Genomic DNA, 18,094 nt, shown 5'->3' with positions numbered 1-18,094 from the left:
TTACCTCTCACCCATGGCGCCGGGGCCGGGAAGCCGCGGCAGGCCGAAAACTGAAAAATCACCGTCGCGCGCCGCTGCGTCGGCGCGCACCGCAGCCCGCAGGCGCGCCGAGCGCGAACGCGGATTGGCGGCAAGCTCGACTTCGCCCGCCGTCACACCGCCACCCAGCTTGCGAAATGTCGGCGCCTGCACCGCCAGTTGCGGCATGTGGCGCGAGCCCGCCGCCTGCTCCGAGCGGTCGCTCATGAAGCGCTTGACGATGCGGTCTTCCAGAGAATGGAACGTCACCACCGCCAGCCGCCCGCCCGGCTTCAACACCCGCTCGGCCGCCAGCAACGCCTTCGCCAGTTCGCCCAATTCGTCATTGACGAAGATGCGCAGCGCCTGGAACACCCGCGTGGCAGGATGGATTTTGTCACCGGGCTTGCGCCCGATATGAGTCTCGATGGCGTCCGCCAGATCGAGCGTACGCTCGAAAGGACGTTTCTGCCTTCGCGCCTCGATCATGCGCGCGATGCGGCCGGCATGACGTTCTTCGCCAAGAAAACCGAAAATGCGCGCCAGATCGCCGGCCTTGAATTGATTCACCACGTCGGCCGCACTCATGCCGGCCTGCGCCATGCGCATATCGAGCGGCCCATCGGCACGAAAGGAAAAGCCGCGATCCGGCTGGTCAAGCTGCATGGACGACACGCCTATATCGAGCACCACGCCGTCGGCGGCATCGCTATGGGCATCGAGCGTCGAGAACGGCGCCTGAACCAATCTCAGCCGGCCATCGGCTTCGCGCTCCAACACCCGCCCGGCTTCGATCGCGTCGGGGTCGCGGTCGATGGCAACCACCGAAGCGCCGGTGTCGAGGATCGCCCGCGCGTAGCCACCCGCGCCGAACGTTCCGTCGATGAGGAGATCGCCCGGTTTCGGCGCCAGCGCGCCCAGAACTTCTGTGAGAAGGACCGGAATGTGACGGGCCGGTCCGCCAGCGGCGTCAAGGTCATCGCCGTGGTCCGCCATCACTCCGGCCACTCCCCAGGCTTCGTCCCCTGCCGAAGCTGCAACAGCCGGGCGCGCGCTTGCGCACGATAGGCGGCAAGCCTGCCCGGTTCCCACATCTGGAAGAAATTGCCGCGCCCGAGAAAAGCCACCTCGCTGGTGATACCCGTATGCTCGCGGATGAAATCGCTCACCCCGATACGCCCGTCCTGATCGAGCTTCAGAAAGCTGCTGTCGCCATGGCAGTAGAAGGACATATCGTCCGCGGTCTGCAAGAACGGATCTTCCTGTGCAATGCGCTGTTCGTAGCGATCGAGAAGGTCCAGCCCGCCGACATCCAGCGCCGCCACGTCCAGGCAGCGCAAGGCGTAAAGTTCCGTATAGCCACGCTTCAGCACCACCGAGCGGAAATGCGCCGGAACCGAAACCCGGCCCTTGGCATCGATCCTGTTCACGGCACTCGACAGAAAACGGTCCATGACGCTTTACAACGGCTTGCGCCGCCGCACCCCTTTCCATCCCTGCGCCTCTGCCTTTGCGGCACGATCCATTCCGAGAAAACTTCCCTCCCGCATAGCTGCGCGAAAGCCAACGCGCGACCGCAGCGGCGGCCCGATCGGCGTACGCTTCACCCTGACACGGAACAAAGGCTTGAGTATCGAAATGGGATAACATGGGACATCATGGGCGTCAACGGGAACAAACTGGGTTTGCCTGCCATCCGGACCGCGCATGGCGACCGTGACGGCATCCTCGCCTTTATCTTCCATTAAGCCTAACGAAGTGTTTAAGCCGCATGGATCGACGCGCAGCGTGCTTGCCTTGTCAGGCGCACAGGCCTAAGCAAAACGGAGCCAAACGCGGACCTTGCGTGGTCCCGTCCGCCGGCCAAGAGGTTCACTCCATGACAGACACTGCAAACGCGCGCGCCGCAACTCTAGCCCATCTGCGCAAGCCCAAACTGGCCAAGGGCGACCCGATCCCGCTGCCTCTGGTCATGGCCTCGGTCTTTCATGCGCCTGGCGATGCGACCGGCTATAACCAATATGGCCGCTTCTCCAATCCGACATGGAGCGAACTGGAGCACATGCTGGCGCATCTTGAGGACGCGCCGTGCGTGGCCTTTCCTTCCGGCATGGCCGCAATCTCGGCAGTATTCTTCGGCTTATTGAAAGCCGGCGACCGCATCCTTGTCGCGGCTGACGGTTACCCGACCACGCGCGGCATCGGCGAGCGCTACCTGAAAGGCTTCGGCGTGACGATGGACGTCCGCCCCACTGCCTCCTTCCTCGACGGCGGGTTCGATGGCTATAAACTGGCCTTCGTGGAGACGCCGTCCAATCCGGGCCTCGACATTTGCGACATCGCCGCTGTCGCCAACACCGCGCACCAAGCCGGCGCCCTGCTCGTCGTGGACAACACCACCATGACGCCTTTCGGCCAACGCCCGCTTGAACTTGGCGCCGATATCGTGGTGGCTGCCGACACCAAGGCGCCGAACGGCCATTCAGACGTGCTGTTCGGCCATGTCGCCAGCCGCAACCCCGAAATCGTCACCGCCGTCCAGGACTGGCGCAAGACCACCGGCAGCATTCCCAGCCCCTTCGACGCATGGATGGTACATCGCGGGCTGGAGACGCTGGAACTGCGCTTCGAGCGCATGTGCGCCAATGCCGAATTCATCGCGCCTCGCCTGCGTGAGCATCCGGCCATCAGCGCCGTTCGCTTTCCCGGCCTTGCCGACGACCCCTCGCACAATCTCGCCCGCGCCCAGATGGAGCGCTTCGGCTTCCTCATCAGCCTGGTGCTGGATTCGGAAGAAAAGGCAGAGGATTTCATCAATGGCTGCGCGCTGATTGAGGCAGCCACGTCCTTCGGCGGCGTTCACACCTCGGCGGAGCGCCGCACCCGGCGCGGCGATGTCGTGCCGCCGGGCTTCGTGCGGTTGGCGGTCGGCTGCGAACCAGCCGAGGAATTATGGGCTGCGATCAAAGCGTCGCTCGACCGGCTTTGACCACGATTTCGTGGCAACCAACTTTGAATCTGTTTGCCGCCGTTCCTTCCTGACCGATCGGGAAGAAAAGCAAAAGTGCCAGTCGGCCTGTAAGCCGGGTTTTGTATGGCCCCGCCTCTTGCGAAACGGGAACGTGGCGGCCATTCATCTTGGATGCGTGTTGCCACGCATCTCACGCAACCTACCCGGATGGCGAGCCGGAAACAGCCCCTGAAGGTTGCCCTCCAAGCCATCCCTATTCGGTCTTGCTCCCGGTGGGGTTTGCCGTGCCGCTCCTGTTGCCAGGCGCGCGGTGGGCTCTTACCCCACCCTTTCACCCTTACCGCGCAATAAGCGCGGCGGTCTGCTTTCTGTGGCACTTTCCCTGGGGTCGCCCCCGCCGGCCGTTAGCCGGCACCGCATTTCCATGGAGCCCGGACTTTCCTCACCCACCACCTTTCGGCGATTGCGGGTGCGGCCGCCCGGCCGACTGGCAGGGCGTATAAACGGGCTGGCGCACCAAAACGCAAGCCCGCTTCACTCACGCAGACGAACCAAGTGCGGCCAACCGCACCTTGACCTTGCGGCAATAGGCCGAGGATACGGGGTTCATGCGCGTTGCGGCATGGCCGGCATTGTATTTCAATATGGTGCCGCAGGTTGTGCCATTGCCGAGTTCCTGCGCCATGGCCAGGTATTTCATACCGTATTTGATATTGGTTTCGGGATCATAGAGGCCTTTGACCGAGCCATTATAGCCGAGCATGCGCGCCGTCGCCGGCTTGATCTGCATCAGACCGACCTCGCCGGCGCTGCCGGTAATGTTTGGACGATAATTGCTCTCGACATGAATGACGGCGCGGGCCAGTGAAACCGGCACGCCGTAGGCCGAGGCATAGCGGGCGATGATCGCCGAATAGGGCTTGCTTCCATTGGTCGAAGCGGCCTTGTCCTTTTCCTTGCCGATCGACGCGGTGGTGAAATTATCCACCTGGACACGCGCCGATTTATGCCGGGCCTTACCTTTGCGGACCTTGGCCTTGGCGCTTTTCCCGGCCGGCTTGGCTTTGTCGCTTTTTGGGGCGGGGGCTTGCGCCTTCTTGTCTTCCGACTTCTTGCAGCCGAACAGATAGGGGCACGGCGCCTCTGCCTTCGCATTCTTCTGCTTGGCCTTGGCTGTAACCGGCTTTTTCACCACGGCAACGCTCTCACGATCACGTGGACTTTTTGCGACGGCTTCGCCATTTGCGGCAAAAGTCATCATGCCGGCAGCAAGCGCTGCCGCTAAAATGGTCAGTCTGTGCATGGAGTCCTGTTTGTCTGATCGCGCTACGGGAGGGGACGGCGCGACAATCCACATTGAATGAGCAGTAGCTAAATTAGCAACGCGTCATCGGCGTGTCTCTGCCTTTGGACGTGGAACCGGCCCCAATAAGGGCAAGGCGAATCACTTTGCGTGACGACTTGTAACCGCGGTCTGGGTCAGCCGAGTTGCGCGGCAACCCCATCCAACGCGGTGCGCAATGTGCGCAGCGTCGAACCGTCCGCAATGCCGTCCACCCGGCGCGGCCGGAAATGGCGCTGAAAAGCCTCGACCGCGATGCGGGTCTGGTCGTCGAATTGCCCGGTGATCTCAACGCCATAGCCATAAAGCGCGAGCATGGATTGCAGTTCCTCGACCGCGCAGCCTTGATCGCCAAGACAAAGGCTCGGCCCGCGCCGGATCGGCGCTGCGGGCACCCAGTGTCCGATACCGGCGGTGGCAAGCGCCTTCCACGGAAACTTCTCGCCGGGGTCGATCTTGCGACCAGGTGCCACATCGGAATGGGCGAGGACCCGTTCGCCCGCAATGCCGTGACGTTGCACGATACCGGTACAAAGGCCGATCACCGCCTCGATCTGTCGGCGTGGAAATGTGCGATAGCCGAGCGCGTGTCCAGGATTGACGATTTCGACCCCCACAGAGCGGGAATTGATATCGGTGACTCCGGCCCATGAACTCTTGCCGGCATGCCACGCCCGGTCACTCTCGCGCACCATCTGAACGATGCGCCCATCCTTATGGACCAGGTAATGCGATGACACCTCGCTCGCCGAATCGCACAGCCAGGCCTCGGCGGCAGCGCCGGTCGGCATGCCGGTATAATGCAGGACGATCATGTCCGGCCGGGCGACGCCAAGGCGCGGCCCGAAATTCGGCGAGACACGCACATCGGCTCCGGCATGGTCTGGCCGAAAGCCGGTCATGCCGCTTTCAGCCGCCGTTCGATCGTCTCATAAGCGGCATTGATCGCGGCCAACCGTGCGGTGGCGATCTTGATGAATTCCTTCGGCAGCCCGCGCGCGATCAATCTGTCGGGATGATTGTCCGCAACCAGCTTATGGTAACGCTTCTTGACCTCTTCCAGCGGGCGCCCGCGCTCGATACCCAGCACTGTATAGGGATCGGCCTCGCCGAGATGGACGTGCCGGGCAAGAATGGTCTGGTAATGTTCTTCGTCAATGCCGAAAATTCCCGAAACCCGGTGCAGGAACTGCCCTTCGCGCTCGTGCAGCACGCCATCGGCGGTGGCGATGTGAAACAGTCCGTCGAGAACATCTTCCAGCATCATGCAATTGGGCTGCCCGGAGCCGCAAAGCTGCGCCAGTTTCTCGGCGTAAATTTCGTAGCCGGCCACGTCGCGCTTGGCGAGATCGTAGAGCCGGGCGACATGCCCCACCTCCTCGGGCGGCACCTCGAAGATCGCGCGGAAGGCGCGAATCTCATCCTGGGTGACGACGCCGTCGGCCTTGGCCATCTTGGCTGAAAGCGCGATCATGGCAATAGAGAAGGCCACCCGGCGCCGCAAATCCGCGTCCCCGGAAAAGACCGTGCGCACCGCCTCCACGAAATCGGCGATGCCGGACGCAGTGGAGGCCGATATACGAGCGATGAAGTCGCCGAGACGATCCCAGATGGACATGGGCGCTTCTTAAAGCGAACGCCCCCTTGCTATCAAGTCAAAGAAGGATGGCGAGAGGCCTTCATGTTGGTTCACGCGAATTCTTCGCGACAGAATTATCAAGGACGTCGATTTTCGGGTCCGGCAACAAATTGCCAATAGGCATCACGGATTGACGCAGCTAGATTTCCGGCCGTCAATAGTGGAGGGCTTTCTTGAATGAAGAAATTTGCGATAGCGATCGTGGTCGCCGGACTGAGCGGGTGCCAGTCAGTCCCTCAAAGTGCGGCGCATTTGGGCGTCAATTTTCAGTTTTCACCAAGCAGTCGGTGCTCGCCGGTCAATCCCCAGATCACCTTAACCGGTGTTCCGACGGGAACAGCGAAATATGCCGTCCATATGACAGATCTGGACAAGCCCGATTATAATCACGGCGGCGGGACAATTATTGCGAGCGGCAACGTTATCCCATCTGGCGCTCTCAAGGTTTATAAAGGCCCTTGTCCGCCGGCCGGCCCCCACAGATACGAAATTTCCGTGAAAGCACTGGACGCTTCTGGCGAGATTGTCGGCTTCGGCAAATCGAGCCAACGTTTCCCTTGATAGCAAAAGGCCCGCCATGACGGCGGGCCTTCCTCGTTAAAACCAGTTTACTGCGCGGGCGCAGCCGGTTGCATCGTGCCGCCGTCAGTACCGGTGCCGGTATCCGGCTGCATGGTGTCGTTGGCCGGCGGGGCCGCTGGCTGTTCGGTGGCGGGCGGATTCGTGCTTTCCGTCGTCGTATTATCCGTGCCGCTGTCGCTGCAAGCCGCAACGCCAAACAGGGCCAAAGCCGAAACCGACGCTAAAATAAGCTTCTTCATCGCATCTCTCCTTGTAAACCGGCACCTCCCTCAGGCGCCGCTCGCAAGGATAATGCATGCCCGCGAAATCCGTTTCGTCACGTTGCATTTCGCAGCGTAATCTTGCCGCTCCCCCTTTATTCCATGGCAATCCCTCGCCCTTGCCATTGATTTCGCGGCTGTCCTTCCGCAAGGTCGTCCGGCGATCTGGCCGAGAATCAATGCCATTCGTGACAGGCCGCAATAGCATCGATATCGGCTGCAAACGGGGTTGGCGGGTTTGGGAAAAATGACGCGCAGCGCGACAGCCTTGTCCATAATGTTTATCCTGGGCGGCTGCACCACGATCGAAGACCTTGCCCCGACACCCGGCGCTTCCGCGCGTGCAACGAGCCACACGCCGCGCTTCACCGATAGTGACCCGTATAAGTGGGAGGGCACTGCGCCCTGGACCTATGGCGTGCACGGCACGGACGTTTCCAAATACCAGACGTCGGTGGATTGGCACAAAGCACGGGCAAGCGGAATTTCCTTCGCCTTCATCAAGGCGACGGAGGGCGGCGACCGCTTCGACGAATATTTCAACGAGCACTGGCGCCGCACGAAAGCCGCAGGCATCCCGCGCGGTGCCTATCATTTCTACTATTTCTGCACGCCAGCGGCAAAGCAGGCGCGCTGGTTCATCGAGCACGTTCCCAAGGACGCCTCGGCCATGCCGCCTGTGCTCGACATGGAATGGAACCCGCATTCACCGACCTGCAAACTGCGCCCCGGCAAGGAAACGGTACGAAGCGAGATGAAGATTTATCTCGGCATGCTGGAACGCCATTACGGCAAGAAGCCGATTATCTACACCACGCTCGATTTCTTCGATGACAATGATCTGTCCACGTTCCGCGGCTATCCCTACTGGCTGCGCTCGGTCGCCGGCCACCCGAGCGAAAAATACGGCAGCCACCCTTTCACCTTCTGGCAATATACCGGCACCGGAGTGGTGCCGGGCATTGACGGCAATGCCGATATCAATGTCTTCAACGGTTCCAAAGTCGCCTGGGAAAAATGGCTGCGGCTCAACACAAATTGACCGGACTTAACTTGCCTGTTTTTTGCCATTTGTGGCAGGCACAGAACGCAGCCGACAACGAAGGTCTGGAGAAATATCGATGCGAGCACCCCTGAGTGCCCTCGCGGCAACGTTGCTTTTTACCGCCGCCGGGACGGTTTCGGCCATGGCACAGGAGTGCGGTGGCGATTTCCAGGCATGGAAGCAGGGCGTTGCGGCCGAGGCCAGGGCGGCAGGCGTCGGTGAAAAGGGCCTTGCGGCGCTGGCGGCCGCAACCATCGATGACAAGGTTCTGGCGCGCGACCGAGCGCAGGGCGTATTCACCCAAACCTTCATCGAGTTCTCCAGCCGCATGATTTCGGCCTATCGCCTCAAGCATGGCGACGCCAATCTGAAGAAATACGCCGACGTCTTTTCGCGCGCGGAGCAGGAGTTCGGCGTACAGCCTCCGGTCGTCGCCGCCTTCTGGGCGCTGGAGACGGATTTCGGCGCGGTTCAGGGCGATTTCCACACCCTCACCGCGCTGGTGACGCTGGCGCATGATTGCCGGCGCCCGGAATTGTTCCGGCGCCAACTCGTTCCCTTGCTGACGCTGATCGATCGCGGCGTCGTGCCCGCCGATGTCGAGGGCGCCTGGGCCGGCGAGATCGGCCAGACCCAGATGCTCCCCGTCGATTATCTCCATGACGGCGTCGATGGCGATGGAGACGGCCAGGTGGATCTGCGCAACAGCGCGCCCGATGTCATCATGACCACCGCGAAGAAGTTGCAGGTCATGGGCTGGAAGCCGGAGCAGCCCTGGGTCGTGGAAGTGCGCGTGCCCGACCAGATGCCATGGGACCAGACCGGGCGCGACAACAAGCTGCCGCTTGCGCAATGGTCGCAATGGGGCGTGACGCAACGCGACGGTGCGCCGCTGGAAGACAACGGCCTGAAGGCCGGGCTGGTGCTGCCCATGGGTCGCAAAGGCCCGGCGTTCCTGGCCTTCGACAATTACGATGTCTATCTCGAATGGAACAAGTCGGCGACCTACGCGCTGACCGCCGCCGTATTGGCGACCCGCCTGGCCGGCGCACCGGCCTATGACCGGCGCGATCCGGACCCCGGCTTCAGCGCCGAAAGAATGAAGGCGCTCCAGACCAGGCTGGAAGCGAAAGGCTATGACGTCGGCAGCGTCGATGGCATCCTCGGCAACAATACGCGCGAGGCGATCCGCCAGGAACAGAAACGCCTCGGCCTGCCGGTGGATGGCTGGCCGACCGCGGAATTGCTGGCAAAATTATAAGTGCAAACCGAACGCTCCGCGGAGACGAATCACGGTAGGGCCGGAATCCTGCCATGATTTGTACACAACCGGCTGACCCACCTTTTGTTGAGGGTTTTCAACCGCTAACGGGCTGTTTCAGGTCGCAAATTCCACAATTCCGTCGCAATGCAGCAAATTTTTCACTTGTCTGTAGCGCAAATGCCCTTAGATTCTGGCGATAGCTTTTCAACAGGAGGCTATCATGGGACTGACAAAGCCAATCAACGCATTGATGATTTGTGCTGCGTTCGCCTTCATCGGCGCCCTCATCATGGGCGTTCTTCCATAGACAGCGCCAGAGAGAAGAAACGAGATAAAAAGGCCGGGCATTTTGCCCGGCCTTTTTCATGCAAGCGATAACCTGGTCAAGCTGCGGCCGACCCGACGATCCCCTGCGGCGACCGTATGCCGATCATGTGACAGATGGCGACGACGAGGTCTGCCCGGTTCATCGTATAGAAATGGAAGTCGCTGACGCCACGTTCGACAAGGTCCATCACCTGCTCGGTCGCCACAGCGGAGGCAACGAGCGCATGCGTCTGCGGGTCCTGTGCAAGCCCCTCGAAACGCTCCGCCAGCCATGCCGGGACATGAGTGCCGGCGCGGGAGGCGAAATTCGCCACCTGCCGGAAATTGTGCACCGGCTGTATACCCGGCACGATCGGGATATAGATGCCGGCGCGGCGCACCCGCTCGACATAGCGTTCGTAAAGATCGTTGTCGAAGAAGAACTGGGTGATGGCTCGTGTCGCGCCATTATCGACCTTTCGCTTCAGCATTTCGATATCGGTGGCGAAATCCGGACTTTGCGGATGCTTTTCGGGATAGGCGGCCACGGAAATATCGAAATCCGCAATCGACTTCAGCCCGCCAACCAGTTCGGCCCCGTTCTGATAGCCGCCGGGATAAGGCTGATAGGCTTCGCCAACGCCGTTTGCGGGATCGCCCCGCAACGCGACGAAGCGGCGGATGCCCATGGCATCATACTCGCGAATAACTGCATCAACCTCTTCCCGCGTCGCGCCGACGCATGTGAGATGCGCGGCTGCCGGGATGCCGGTCTCGGTCAGGATACGCTTGATGGTACGCCCGGTACGCTCGCGCGTCGTGCCGCCGGCGCCGTAGGTCACAGAGACGAAATTCGGCCTGAGAGGCTCCAGCCGCGTTACGGTGTCCCAAAGGCGGGTTTCCATCTCGTCGGTTTTGGGCGGAAAGAATTCAAACGACACGCGAATGCGTTCGCCGATATCCGGCTGGCGGGAAAAGCGGAACTGGTTCATCAGGCGATCTCCCCCAACGGGCGGGCATTTGTCGATTGAATGGCGCCGTTGGATTGCGGCCGATCGGCCGGATCGGCAATCAACAGGCGACGGTCGCGGCCAAGCCAGAGCTTGACGGTAAGCCCCGCCTCGCTGCCGCCATTCGGCGCGAAATCCTGTGTCTCTTCGAGGTCGAGCCCCGCCTCACCCAGCCATTCGCTAATTTGCCGGTCGCCAAAACCGAGACGCTGGTGCGCATGCGCGTCGCGCAAAAACTCCAACGCATGCGGCGCAAAATCAACGATCACCAGCCGCCCTGCCGGCCTCAGCAACCGTGCCGCTTCGCGGACCGCGCGGCCCGGATCATCGAGATAGTGCAGAACCTGATGGATGGTGACCAGATCGAACGCGTCGCGATCGACCGGCGGCGAGAAGATATCGCCCTGGCGCACCTGCGCATGAGAAACGCCGGATTTGTCGAGATTGGCGCGCGCCACCGCCAGCATCTCGCGCGACATGTCGATGCCGATGCCGCGGCGATAAAGCGGCGCGAAGATTTCCAGCAGCCGGCCGGTGCCGGTGCCGAGATCGAGCATGGACTGGAACGGCCGTTTGCCGATGAGCTTGAGTAGCGCAGCCTCGACCGCCTTGTCCGGCACGTGCAGCAGCCTGATCTGATCCCAGCTTGCGGCGTTGCGCGAAAAATATTCCGCTGCCCTGTCCTGACGGCGCCGCTTGACCGCGCTCAACCTTTCAAGGTCGCGCTCGACCTGCGCATCGCCGGCATCGATGTTTGAGACCAGGCGGAGCACGAAGTCGTGTGCCGCATCGGCATCCGACAGCCTGAAGAAGGCCCACGAGCCTTCCTGATAACGCCCGATCAGGCCGGCTTCCAGCAGCAGCTTGAGATGGCGCGACACGCGCGGCTGCGACTGGCCGAGGATTTCCGTAAGATCGGAAACGGTGAGGTCGCCGCGCGACAACAGCGCCAGAATCCGCAAGCGGCTGGATTCGGCGGCAGCCTTCAATGTATCTACCAATGTGTCGAGCGCAGGCATGAACGGCATTGCTCCAGAAAAGATATAAAGATATGTTTATATCATATTTTATCTTGTGGCAAGCGCGTGTCGTTAGAAAGCAAGAAAATGACGCATCAGAGATTCACCTCGCCCGACCACGCAGACACTGGAAAGGTTAGAGCGATGTTCGATATCCGCGACGGCGAACGGGTGCTTGTTGACGATCCAGTGACGATGGCCGCAGATGGCCACATCGTCTTTATCGGCCGCATCGCCTCACCCTGGACGACGCGCGAGGCCTGCCCGAAGAACATGCGCGCGGCGCGTGAGGCCGCTAAGTCCGCAACGCTCCACCTCGATGAACCCTATCGCGCCGGTCTCCTGGGCCTTGAAGGCGCCAGCCATGCCGTCATCCTGACATGGCTCGACCGCGCGCCGCGGAATCTGATTGTTCAGAAACCACGCCACGCATCTGAAGCGAAAGGCGTTTTCGCTTTGCGCTCACCGGTGCGGCCGAACCCTATCGGCCTTCATATCGTCCACCTGACGGCACTCGACATCGACAAGGGGCGGCTGGAACTCGACGCCATCGACGTCCTCGACGGCACTCCGGTCATCGACATCAAGCCTTACTTCCCTTCCAACGACGCATTTCCCGATGCCGTCACCGGGCGGAGCGGTGCATGAGGCGCTATACCGGCCGCCGCCGGGCGATTGCCAGGGCGCTTACGGCGCTGCTGCCGATGGCGCCCTATGCCGACATGGAAGCGATCCGTGCCGATGCCGGGGCCGCCCACCTCAAGACACTGCCGCCCTCCATCGCCGTCTGGCTGGCGACGGTGGCGCATGTCCGCCATGCCCATACCGGCTATGAGCAACTGCTCGCCGAGGGGTACGACCGCGACGCCGCGCGCTTCTTCGTCATCGACGAGATCAACGCCGTCCTGACCCGATGGCGTGCTACGCGCCTGCTCGACCCGGACGACGACGAAATCTGACTGCCAGTGGCCATCACATCATTCTGAGCAGCGCACCGCCGATGGAATAGCCGGCGCCGAAAGCGCAGAGCAGGCCGAAATCGCCGGCCTTCATGTCGGCATGATATTCCGACAGCGCGACGACCGAACCCGCGCCCGCCGTATTGCCGAGCCGGTCGAGCACCATCGGCGCGCGATCCTGATCGACATCGTGGCCGAACGCCAGCCGCAGGATCATCGCATTCATGCGCGCATTGGCCTGATGCAGCCAGAACCGCCTTATCCCCTCCGGCGTCTGCCCATGCTCGGCCAGAAAATCAACGATGAATTTATGGCCGGCCACGGTGACCTCCTTGAACACCTTGTTCCCGACCTGCTTGATCATGTTGCCTTCCAGGTCGATCCGATAGGGGTCGTCCAATGCGGTGCGGGTGAGATAACCGAGATTGGTGCGGATATTGTTCGACATCTGCGTCCACAGCCGCGTGTCCAGTACCTCGAAGCGGCCCGACTGCTCCTCCCCCTCCTCCAGCGCCTCGATCACCATCGACACCGACGCGTCGCCGAAAATGAAATGCGTCTGGCGGTCGCGGAAGTTGAGATGGGCGGTGATGATTTCCGGCACCGTTACCAGCACCCTTTTCTGCGCGCCGGAGCGCACAAGATTGGCCGCGACATGCAGTGCAGCAACAGCCGACGAGCAACCCAGCCCCATATCGAACGCCGCGCCGCTGGTGCCGAGCGCCTGCTGCATCTCGATGGCGAGGGCCGGGTAAGGCCGCTGCAAGTGCGACGACGAACACATGACGAGATCGATCTGCGAAGGCGCGACATCGGCGTGGGCAAGCGCCTTACGCGCCGAGGCAAGCCCGAATTCGGCCTGTATGGAAAGCGCATCGTCCGGCCGCGCCGGAATGTGCGGCGCCATGCGCGCCGGGTCCAATATGCCCTCGCGCTCGACCACATGGCGGCTGCGAATGCCAGAAGCATGCACGATAAAATGGCTGTCTGATCTTTGTAGCGGCGGCTCGCCCCGCGCTTCACGGGCCGGATTTTCGACATCGACCCAGCTATTGAAGCTCGCCACCAATTCCTCATTGGTAATCGAGGCTTCGGGAATTTCGACCCCCATGCCGCTGATGATGACGCGTTTCATGCTTTATGTCCGTCTGGAGCGCGGCGACTCTCGGATGGGCCGACCTTGAACGACGCCAATGCCCGGACGGCAAACACCGCCAAAAATCGTCGCGGAAGCGAATATCGGCGCTGAATTGCGCATGGCTGGCGTGGCGGGTCAAGCCGCCAAGCCAGCCATGCAGATCAAGATTTGCGGCGTGCGCTAATGAACAGGCGCGGGAAGCGCAACAGCACCTTGCCGCCGGCGGCCGGCTGATAGGCCTGCCGCAGCTTGGCCGCGTAGCGGTCAAGGAACCATCGCCGCTCGTCATCGGTCAGCGGATCGAGGAACGGCCGCAACCCTGTCGCCTTGAGCCATTCCACCACCGCATCGGCACCCGCAAGCGGATGGTTATAGATGGTGTGCCAGATGTCGAGCCGATCCGACAGGGGCAACAACAGGTCGTAATAGGTCGAAACAGGCGGCAGCGGTGCTTTTTGTGCGTTCCTGAGCTTATCCGCGAACGGCGATTCGGCTGCCGCTTCCACCATCAGGCTGTGGGATGGCTCGCCGAGATTGTCCGGCATCTGCACCGCCAGCACGCCGCCGGGTGTCAGAAAACCCATCAGCCGCTTCAGGATCGCCGGATGTTCCGGCAGCCACTGGAACACGGCATTGGCGAAGATCACATCGACCGGCTTCGCCGGCTGCCATGTCGCCGCGTCGGCAAGCTCGAAGGTAAGGCCGGGAAGGCGCTTTTGCGCCTTGTCGATCATGTCGGGCGAAGTGTCAAAGCCGCTGACCTGAGCCTGCGGCCAGCGTGCGGCCAGAAGTTCGGTGGAATTTCCCGGTCCGCAGCCGATATCGACCACGCGTCGCGGCCTGTCTATCGGCACCTGCGCCAGCAGATCGCGTGCCGGCCGCGTGCGCTCATCCTCGAATTTGAGGTAAAGAGAAGCGGACCAGTCTGCCATCAAGGCCTCCTCGAAACGAAAACGCCCCGCAAAAGCGGGGCATTGTAGAATCAGCGCGTCAGTCTCTTGTGCGTCATGCGGTGTGGGGTCAGCGCCTCCGGCCCCAGCCGGCGCACCTTGTCCTTCTCGTAATCCTCGAAATTGCCCTCGAACCACTCGACATGCGCATCGCCCTCGAAGGCCAGCATATGCGTGGCCAGCCGGTCGAGAAACATGCGGTCGTGGCTGATGATGACAGCACAGCCGGCATAGGCCTCCAGCGCATCCTCAAGGGCGGCCAGCGTCTCGGTGTCGAGATCGTTGGTCGGCTCGTCGAGCAGGAGCACGTTGCCGCCATTCTTCAGCATCTTGGCCAGATGCACGCGATTGCGCTGGCCGCCGGAAAGATTACCAACCTTCTGCTGCTGGTCGCCCCCGCGGAAATTGAACGACGAGCAATAGGCGCGCGAATTGACCTCATGCTTGCCGAGCTTGATGACCTCCGCACCGCCGGAGATTTCCTCCCAGACGGTCTTGTTCGGATCGAGCGCATCGCGGCTCTGATCGACATAGCCGAGCCTGACCGTCTCACCCTTGCGGATCGAGCCAGCATCGGGCTGTTCCTGTCCGGTAATCATCTTGAACAACGTCGTCTTGCCGGCGCCGTTCGGGCCGATGACGCCGACAATGCCGCCGGGCGGCAGCTTGAACGACAAATCCTCGATCAGCACCTCATCGCCATAACCCTTCTTCAGGTCCTCGACCTCGATGACGACATTGCCCAGCCGTTCGCTGGTCGGGATAACGATCTGCGTGTCGGTCGGCTTGCGTTTGTTGGCCTGTTCGAGCAGGTCCTCATAGGCGCTGATGCGCGCCTTGGATTTGGTCTGCCGCGCCTTGGGCGAAGACGCGATCCACTCGCGCTCGCGCCAGATCGCCTTCTGGCGGGAGTCATCCTCGCGACCTTCCTGGATGAGCCGCTTGGCCTTGGCGTCGAGATATTTGGTGTAATTGCCCTCATAGGGAATGCCGCGGCCACGGTCGAGTTCGAGAATCCAGCCAGTGACATTGTCGAGGAAGTAGCGGTCGTGGGTGATGATCAGCACCGCGCCCGGATAATCGCGCAGGTGCTTTTCCAGCCACTGCGTCGTCTCGGCGTCGAGATGGTTGGTCGGCTCGTCAAGCAGCAGAAGGTCAGGCTGCTCCAGAAGCAGCCGGCACAGCGCCACGCGGCGACGCTCGCCACCCGAAAGCGAAGTCACGTCCGAATCCTTGGGCGGGCAGGCCAGAGCCTCCATCGCCATCTCGACCTGCTGTTCGAGATCCCACAGGTTCAGGCGGTCCATCTCGTCCTGAAGCTTGGCCGACTCGTCCGCCGTCTCGTCGGAATAGTTCATCATCAGCTCGTTATAGCGATCGATGATCGCCGTCTTCTTCTTCACGCCATCCATGACGTTTTCGAACACGGTCTTTTCCGGATCAAGATGCGGCTCCTGCGCCAGATAGCCGACTGTCGCGCCTTCGGCGAGCCAGGCTTCGCCGGTCCATTCCTTGTCGAGCCCGGCCATGATCTTGAGAATGGTCGATTTGCCGGCGCCGTTAGGGCCGAGAATGCCGATCTTGGCGTCGGGGTAGAAGGAAAGATTGATGTTCTCCAGCACCTTCTTGGTGCCGTAGGCCTTAGAAAGGCCGGCCATGTGATAGATGAATTGGCGTGCCACGCGCGCGGTTCCTGTCGTACGAAGATGGATTGAACGGAGGTTGCGGGCTATGTAGGCGATGCGGCGCCAAACGGCAAACCCTTTTGGCTGTGCCAAACCGCTGCCACGGCCGAAGAGGCGGCATCCTGCCTTGAAATATCCTACTGTATTCCGGCCGCATCCACGATCCCACGCGGGCAACCGGCGTGCCGCGTGGGTGCGGAAGCGGCCATCAGATCACGCAGCGGAACGTCCGGCCCGATCGGCCCGGCAAGGCCGAGCGTCACTCCGCCGATCATCCGCTTGCCGCGATCGCGAAAGCAGGAGATCCGAACCCGTTCGCCCGCGCCCGCACCGAACGCCTTGTCGAAGGCGGCACGGATTTGTTCGGCCGTCAATTCCTTGCCGATATGGCTGGCGAAAAGAACGCGCACGGCAGATGCATTCACCGCCCCCGCCATGGCCAGCGCAGCAGAAAAATAATCCTGCTGGCTCTTGCCGGAACAGGTGCCGTGCTTGATCCATTCATGCCGCTCCAACTGCGACGCCGTGCCGGGCATGACCCGATCGAGTTCAGCACGAACCTTCGGATCGAGCCTGACCCGCGGCAATTTCCACCAGCGACCGGATTTATCGTCACGGCGGTCTCCGCGACCGACATTGCAGTAGAATTTGTCGTTCGGTTGTGGCCACAGGCCGTGCAGGGTGAAATGCGTGGCGTCATACCTGTTTGCCGTCTGGCTCCGACATTCGGGTTTGCGCGGCCTCGTCTCGCAGAAAGCCGGCTGCCAGTTTAGCGCCAGCACATATCCGGACTTTGCCGACGCGGCCATTGCCGCCTTCGTCTGCCCGATAGGCGACAGGGCAAGACAAGCGACAGCAAGCGCAAGGACCGACCGCATAGACAATTTCCCAACCAGAAGCGTGGCATCATTGCCAGTACCGTGGCGATGTCCCACAAAGGAAAAGACCAGGCAAGGCAGGGTGGCGATGCATTTCAGCGAACACAAGACCCTGCATTCGCCTACCGGCGCCGCGCTCAGCCTTTATGTCCGCCAGGCCGCCAGGCCAGCGCGCGCGGTCGTCCAGGTCAATCACGGGCTGGCCGAACATGCAGGCCGCTATGGGCGCTTCGCTGGCTTCCTTGCCGCCCAAGGCTGCCATGTCTATGCGCATGACCATCGCGGCCATGGCCGCACAACCGCGCCCGACGCGCCGACCGGCCGTTTCGCGGCCCATAATGGCGCGGCCAAGGTGATCGCCGACGTTGCCGCCGTCCACGATTTGATCGCGAGCGAGCATCCCGGCCTGCCGGTGGTCATCTTCGGTCATTCGATGGGCGCGGTGATTGCGCTGCGCTTCGTCCAGGCCCATTCGCAAAAGCTGCATGGCGCGGCCATCTGGAACCCGGTTTTACCCACGGTGCCGCAATGTCGCGCTGCGCAGGCGCTGCTCACCTGGGAACGGTTCAGGTTAGGTTCGGACGTGCCTTCAAGGATCATGCCGAAACTGACCTTCAGGGCATGGGCTCGCGCAGTCCCCTATCACCATTCGGGCTTCGGCTGGCTCACGCGCGACGAAGACGAGATCGCCCAATATATGAAAGATCGGCATTGCGGCCGGGATTCCTCCATTTCGCTATGGCGCGATCTGCTGCACATCACCTTGACGGCGATGAATACCGGCCGATTTGCATCGGTGCGAAAAGACCTGCCTTTCAATCTGCTGGGCGGCGGCGCCGACCCTGCAACTGAATGTGGCAAGGCGGTCGAGCGGCTGGCTTCGCAGTTGCGGCGTCTCGGCTTTTCGAATCTGGTTTCAAGGATTTACGACGAAACCCGGCACGAAAGCCTGAACGAGTTGAATCGAAACATCATCATGGCCGATTTCGCCCACTGGCTCGATGAAATCCTGAAATAGCGGTCTTTGC

The 18,094-nt window shown here is 61.7% G+C and carries 20 protein-coding genes and 1 other RNA gene; 7 read left to right on the top strand and 14 right to left on the bottom strand.

Translation table 11 applies throughout. From position 1 onward, the window contains the following. Together rsmH and mraZ are read right to left on the bottom strand one after the other, a co-directional pair. Complete coding sequence (gene rsmH / locus BFN67_RS00390) at window positions 1-1,014, bottom strand: 16S rRNA (cytosine(1402)-N(4))-methyltransferase RsmH (RefSeq protein WP_139788963.1); 1,014 nt, start codon at window positions 1,012-1,014, stop codon at window positions 1-3. Next, window positions 1,014-1,472 carry a division/cell wall cluster transcriptional repressor MraZ gene (gene mraZ, locus BFN67_RS00385; protein WP_080917610.1) on the bottom strand — a complete coding sequence of 153 codons (459 nt, stop codon included), beginning with the start codon at window positions 1,470-1,472 and terminating at the stop codon, window positions 1,014-1,016. Before mraZ ends, rsmH begins: the two co-directional genes overlap by 1 nt. Before the next feature lie 425 nt (window positions 1,473-1,897). Here mraZ and BFN67_RS00375 point away from each other — a divergent pair, with 425 nt between their 5' ends. Then, window positions 1,898-3,007, top strand: a complete 1,110-nt coding sequence (locus tag BFN67_RS00375) for a cystathionine gamma-lyase (protein ID WP_080917608.1) — start codon at window positions 1,898-1,900, stop codon at window positions 3,005-3,007. A gap of 74 nt (window positions 3,008-3,081) precedes the next feature. Here BFN67_RS00375 and rnpB read toward each other — a convergent pair. The 4 genes from rnpB to BFN67_RS00355 form a co-directional block, all read right to left on the bottom strand. Then, window positions 3,082-3,480: RNase P RNA component class A (gene rnpB / locus BFN67_RS00370), an RNA gene on the bottom strand. Between the two features lie 47 nt (window positions 3,481-3,527). Beyond that, complete coding sequence (locus BFN67_RS00365) at window positions 3,528-4,292, bottom strand: lytic transglycosylase domain-containing protein (RefSeq protein WP_080917607.1); 765 nt, start codon at window positions 4,290-4,292, stop codon at window positions 3,528-3,530. 176 nt (window positions 4,293-4,468) lie between these two features. Further along, the gene (locus BFN67_RS00360) at window positions 4,469-5,233 is read right to left on the bottom strand and encodes an N-acetylmuramoyl-L-alanine amidase (protein WP_080917606.1); all 765 of its coding nucleotides are present in this window, start codon (window positions 5,231-5,233) and stop codon (window positions 4,469-4,471) included. Beyond that, complete coding sequence (locus BFN67_RS00355; protein WP_080917605.1) at window positions 5,230-5,949, bottom strand: J domain-containing protein; 720 nt, start codon at window positions 5,947-5,949, stop codon at window positions 5,230-5,232. Before BFN67_RS00355 ends, BFN67_RS00360 begins: the two co-directional genes overlap by 4 nt. A gap of 198 nt (window positions 5,950-6,147) precedes the next feature. On the opposite strand from BFN67_RS00355, the gene BFN67_RS00350 reads away from it, so the two are divergent. Next, window positions 6,148-6,531 carry a YbhB/YbcL family Raf kinase inhibitor-like protein gene (locus tag BFN67_RS00350; protein ID WP_080917604.1) on the top strand — a complete coding sequence of 128 codons (384 nt, stop codon included), beginning with the start codon at window positions 6,148-6,150 and terminating at the stop codon, window positions 6,529-6,531. A gap of 47 nt (window positions 6,532-6,578) precedes the next feature. Here BFN67_RS00350 and BFN67_RS00345 read toward each other — a convergent pair whose 3' ends face one another. Next, window positions 6,579-6,791 (bottom strand): hypothetical protein, encoded by a 213-nt coding sequence (locus BFN67_RS00345; RefSeq protein ID WP_080917603.1) that lies wholly within the window; start codon window positions 6,789-6,791, stop codon window positions 6,579-6,581. 268 nt (window positions 6,792-7,059) lie between these two features. Between BFN67_RS00345 and BFN67_RS00340 the strand changes: the two genes are divergently transcribed. Together BFN67_RS00340 and BFN67_RS00335 are read left to right on the top strand one after the other, a co-directional pair. Continuing rightward, window positions 7,060-7,854, top strand: a complete 795-nt coding sequence (locus tag BFN67_RS00340; protein WP_080917602.1) for a glycoside hydrolase family 25 protein — start codon at window positions 7,060-7,062, stop codon at window positions 7,852-7,854. A gap of 79 nt (window positions 7,855-7,933) precedes the next feature. Next, the gene (locus tag BFN67_RS00335) at window positions 7,934-9,118 is read left to right on the top strand and encodes a lytic murein transglycosylase (protein ID WP_080917601.1); all 1,185 of its coding nucleotides are present in this window, start codon (window positions 7,934-7,936) and stop codon (window positions 9,116-9,118) included. A 97-nt stretch (window positions 9,119-9,215) separates the two neighbouring features. On the opposite strand, the gene BFN67_RS23790 is transcribed toward BFN67_RS00335, so the two are convergent. From BFN67_RS23790 to BFN67_RS00325, 3 genes are read right to left on the bottom strand one after another with little or no spacing between them, the layout of a single operon-like run. Next, on the bottom strand, window positions 9,216-9,488 hold the full coding sequence (locus BFN67_RS23790) for a hypothetical protein (protein ID WP_139788962.1): 273 nt from the start codon (window positions 9,486-9,488) through the stop codon (window positions 9,216-9,218). 16 nt (window positions 9,489-9,504) lie between these two features. Continuing rightward, window positions 9,505-10,419: a methylenetetrahydrofolate reductase [NAD(P)H] gene (gene metF, locus BFN67_RS00330; RefSeq protein ID WP_080917600.1), complete on the bottom strand. Its 915-nt coding sequence runs from the start codon at window positions 10,417-10,419 to the stop codon at window positions 9,505-9,507. After that, window positions 10,419-11,456, bottom strand: coding sequence for an ArsR/SmtB family transcription factor (locus tag BFN67_RS00325; protein ID WP_080917909.1), 1,038 nt, complete (start codon window positions 11,454-11,456; stop codon window positions 10,419-10,421). The genes metF and BFN67_RS00325 overlap by 1 nt, the downstream gene beginning before the upstream one ends. 144 nt (window positions 11,457-11,600) lie before the next feature. Between BFN67_RS00325 and tsaA the strand changes: the two genes are divergently transcribed. Together tsaA and BFN67_RS00315 are read left to right on the top strand one after the other, a co-directional pair. Further along, complete coding sequence (tsaA, locus tag BFN67_RS00320; RefSeq protein ID WP_080917908.1) at window positions 11,601-12,104, top strand: tRNA (N6-threonylcarbamoyladenosine(37)-N6)-methyltransferase TrmO; 504 nt, start codon at window positions 11,601-11,603, stop codon at window positions 12,102-12,104. Next, on the top strand, window positions 12,101-12,415 hold the full coding sequence (locus tag BFN67_RS00315; RefSeq protein ID WP_080917599.1) for a DUF2293 domain-containing protein: 315 nt from the start codon (window positions 12,101-12,103) through the stop codon (window positions 12,413-12,415). Before tsaA ends, BFN67_RS00315 begins: the two co-directional genes overlap by 4 nt. Before the next feature lie 13 nt (window positions 12,416-12,428). On the opposite strand, the gene BFN67_RS00310 is transcribed toward BFN67_RS00315, so the two are convergent. The 4 genes from BFN67_RS00310 to BFN67_RS00295 form a co-directional block, all read right to left on the bottom strand. After that, the gene (locus BFN67_RS00310) at window positions 12,429-13,550 is read right to left on the bottom strand and encodes a beta-ketoacyl-ACP synthase III (protein ID WP_080917598.1); all 1,122 of its coding nucleotides are present in this window, start codon (window positions 13,548-13,550) and stop codon (window positions 12,429-12,431) included. A gap of 164 nt (window positions 13,551-13,714) precedes the next feature. Beyond that, window positions 13,715-14,485, bottom strand: coding sequence for a trans-aconitate 2-methyltransferase (tam, locus tag BFN67_RS00305; RefSeq protein WP_080917597.1), 771 nt, complete (start codon window positions 14,483-14,485; stop codon window positions 13,715-13,717). A 50-nt stretch (window positions 14,486-14,535) separates the two neighbouring features. Then, the gene (ettA, locus tag BFN67_RS00300; RefSeq protein WP_080917907.1) at window positions 14,536-16,185 is read right to left on the bottom strand and encodes an energy-dependent translational throttle protein EttA; all 1,650 of its coding nucleotides are present in this window, start codon (window positions 16,183-16,185) and stop codon (window positions 14,536-14,538) included. A gap of 140 nt (window positions 16,186-16,325) precedes the next feature. Further along, complete coding sequence (locus BFN67_RS00295) at window positions 16,326-17,066, bottom strand: ribonuclease T2 family protein (protein ID WP_080917596.1); 741 nt, start codon at window positions 17,064-17,066, stop codon at window positions 16,326-16,328. 88 nt (window positions 17,067-17,154) lie between these two features. On the opposite strand from BFN67_RS00295, the gene BFN67_RS00290 reads away from it, so the two are divergent. Next, on the top strand, window positions 17,155-18,084 hold the full coding sequence (locus tag BFN67_RS00290) for an alpha/beta fold hydrolase (protein WP_080917906.1): 930 nt from the start codon (window positions 17,155-17,157) through the stop codon (window positions 18,082-18,084). Window positions 18,085-18,094 lie beyond the last annotated feature (10 nt).

Source organism: Manganibacter manganicus, assembly GCF_002075885.1.
GTDB lineage: Bacteria > Pseudomonadota > Alphaproteobacteria > Rhizobiales > Rhizobiaceae > Mesorhizobium > Mesorhizobium manganicum.
The sequence above is the reverse complement of the archived record's forward strand: the minus strand, read 5'-3'. Positions and strand labels throughout refer to the sequence as shown.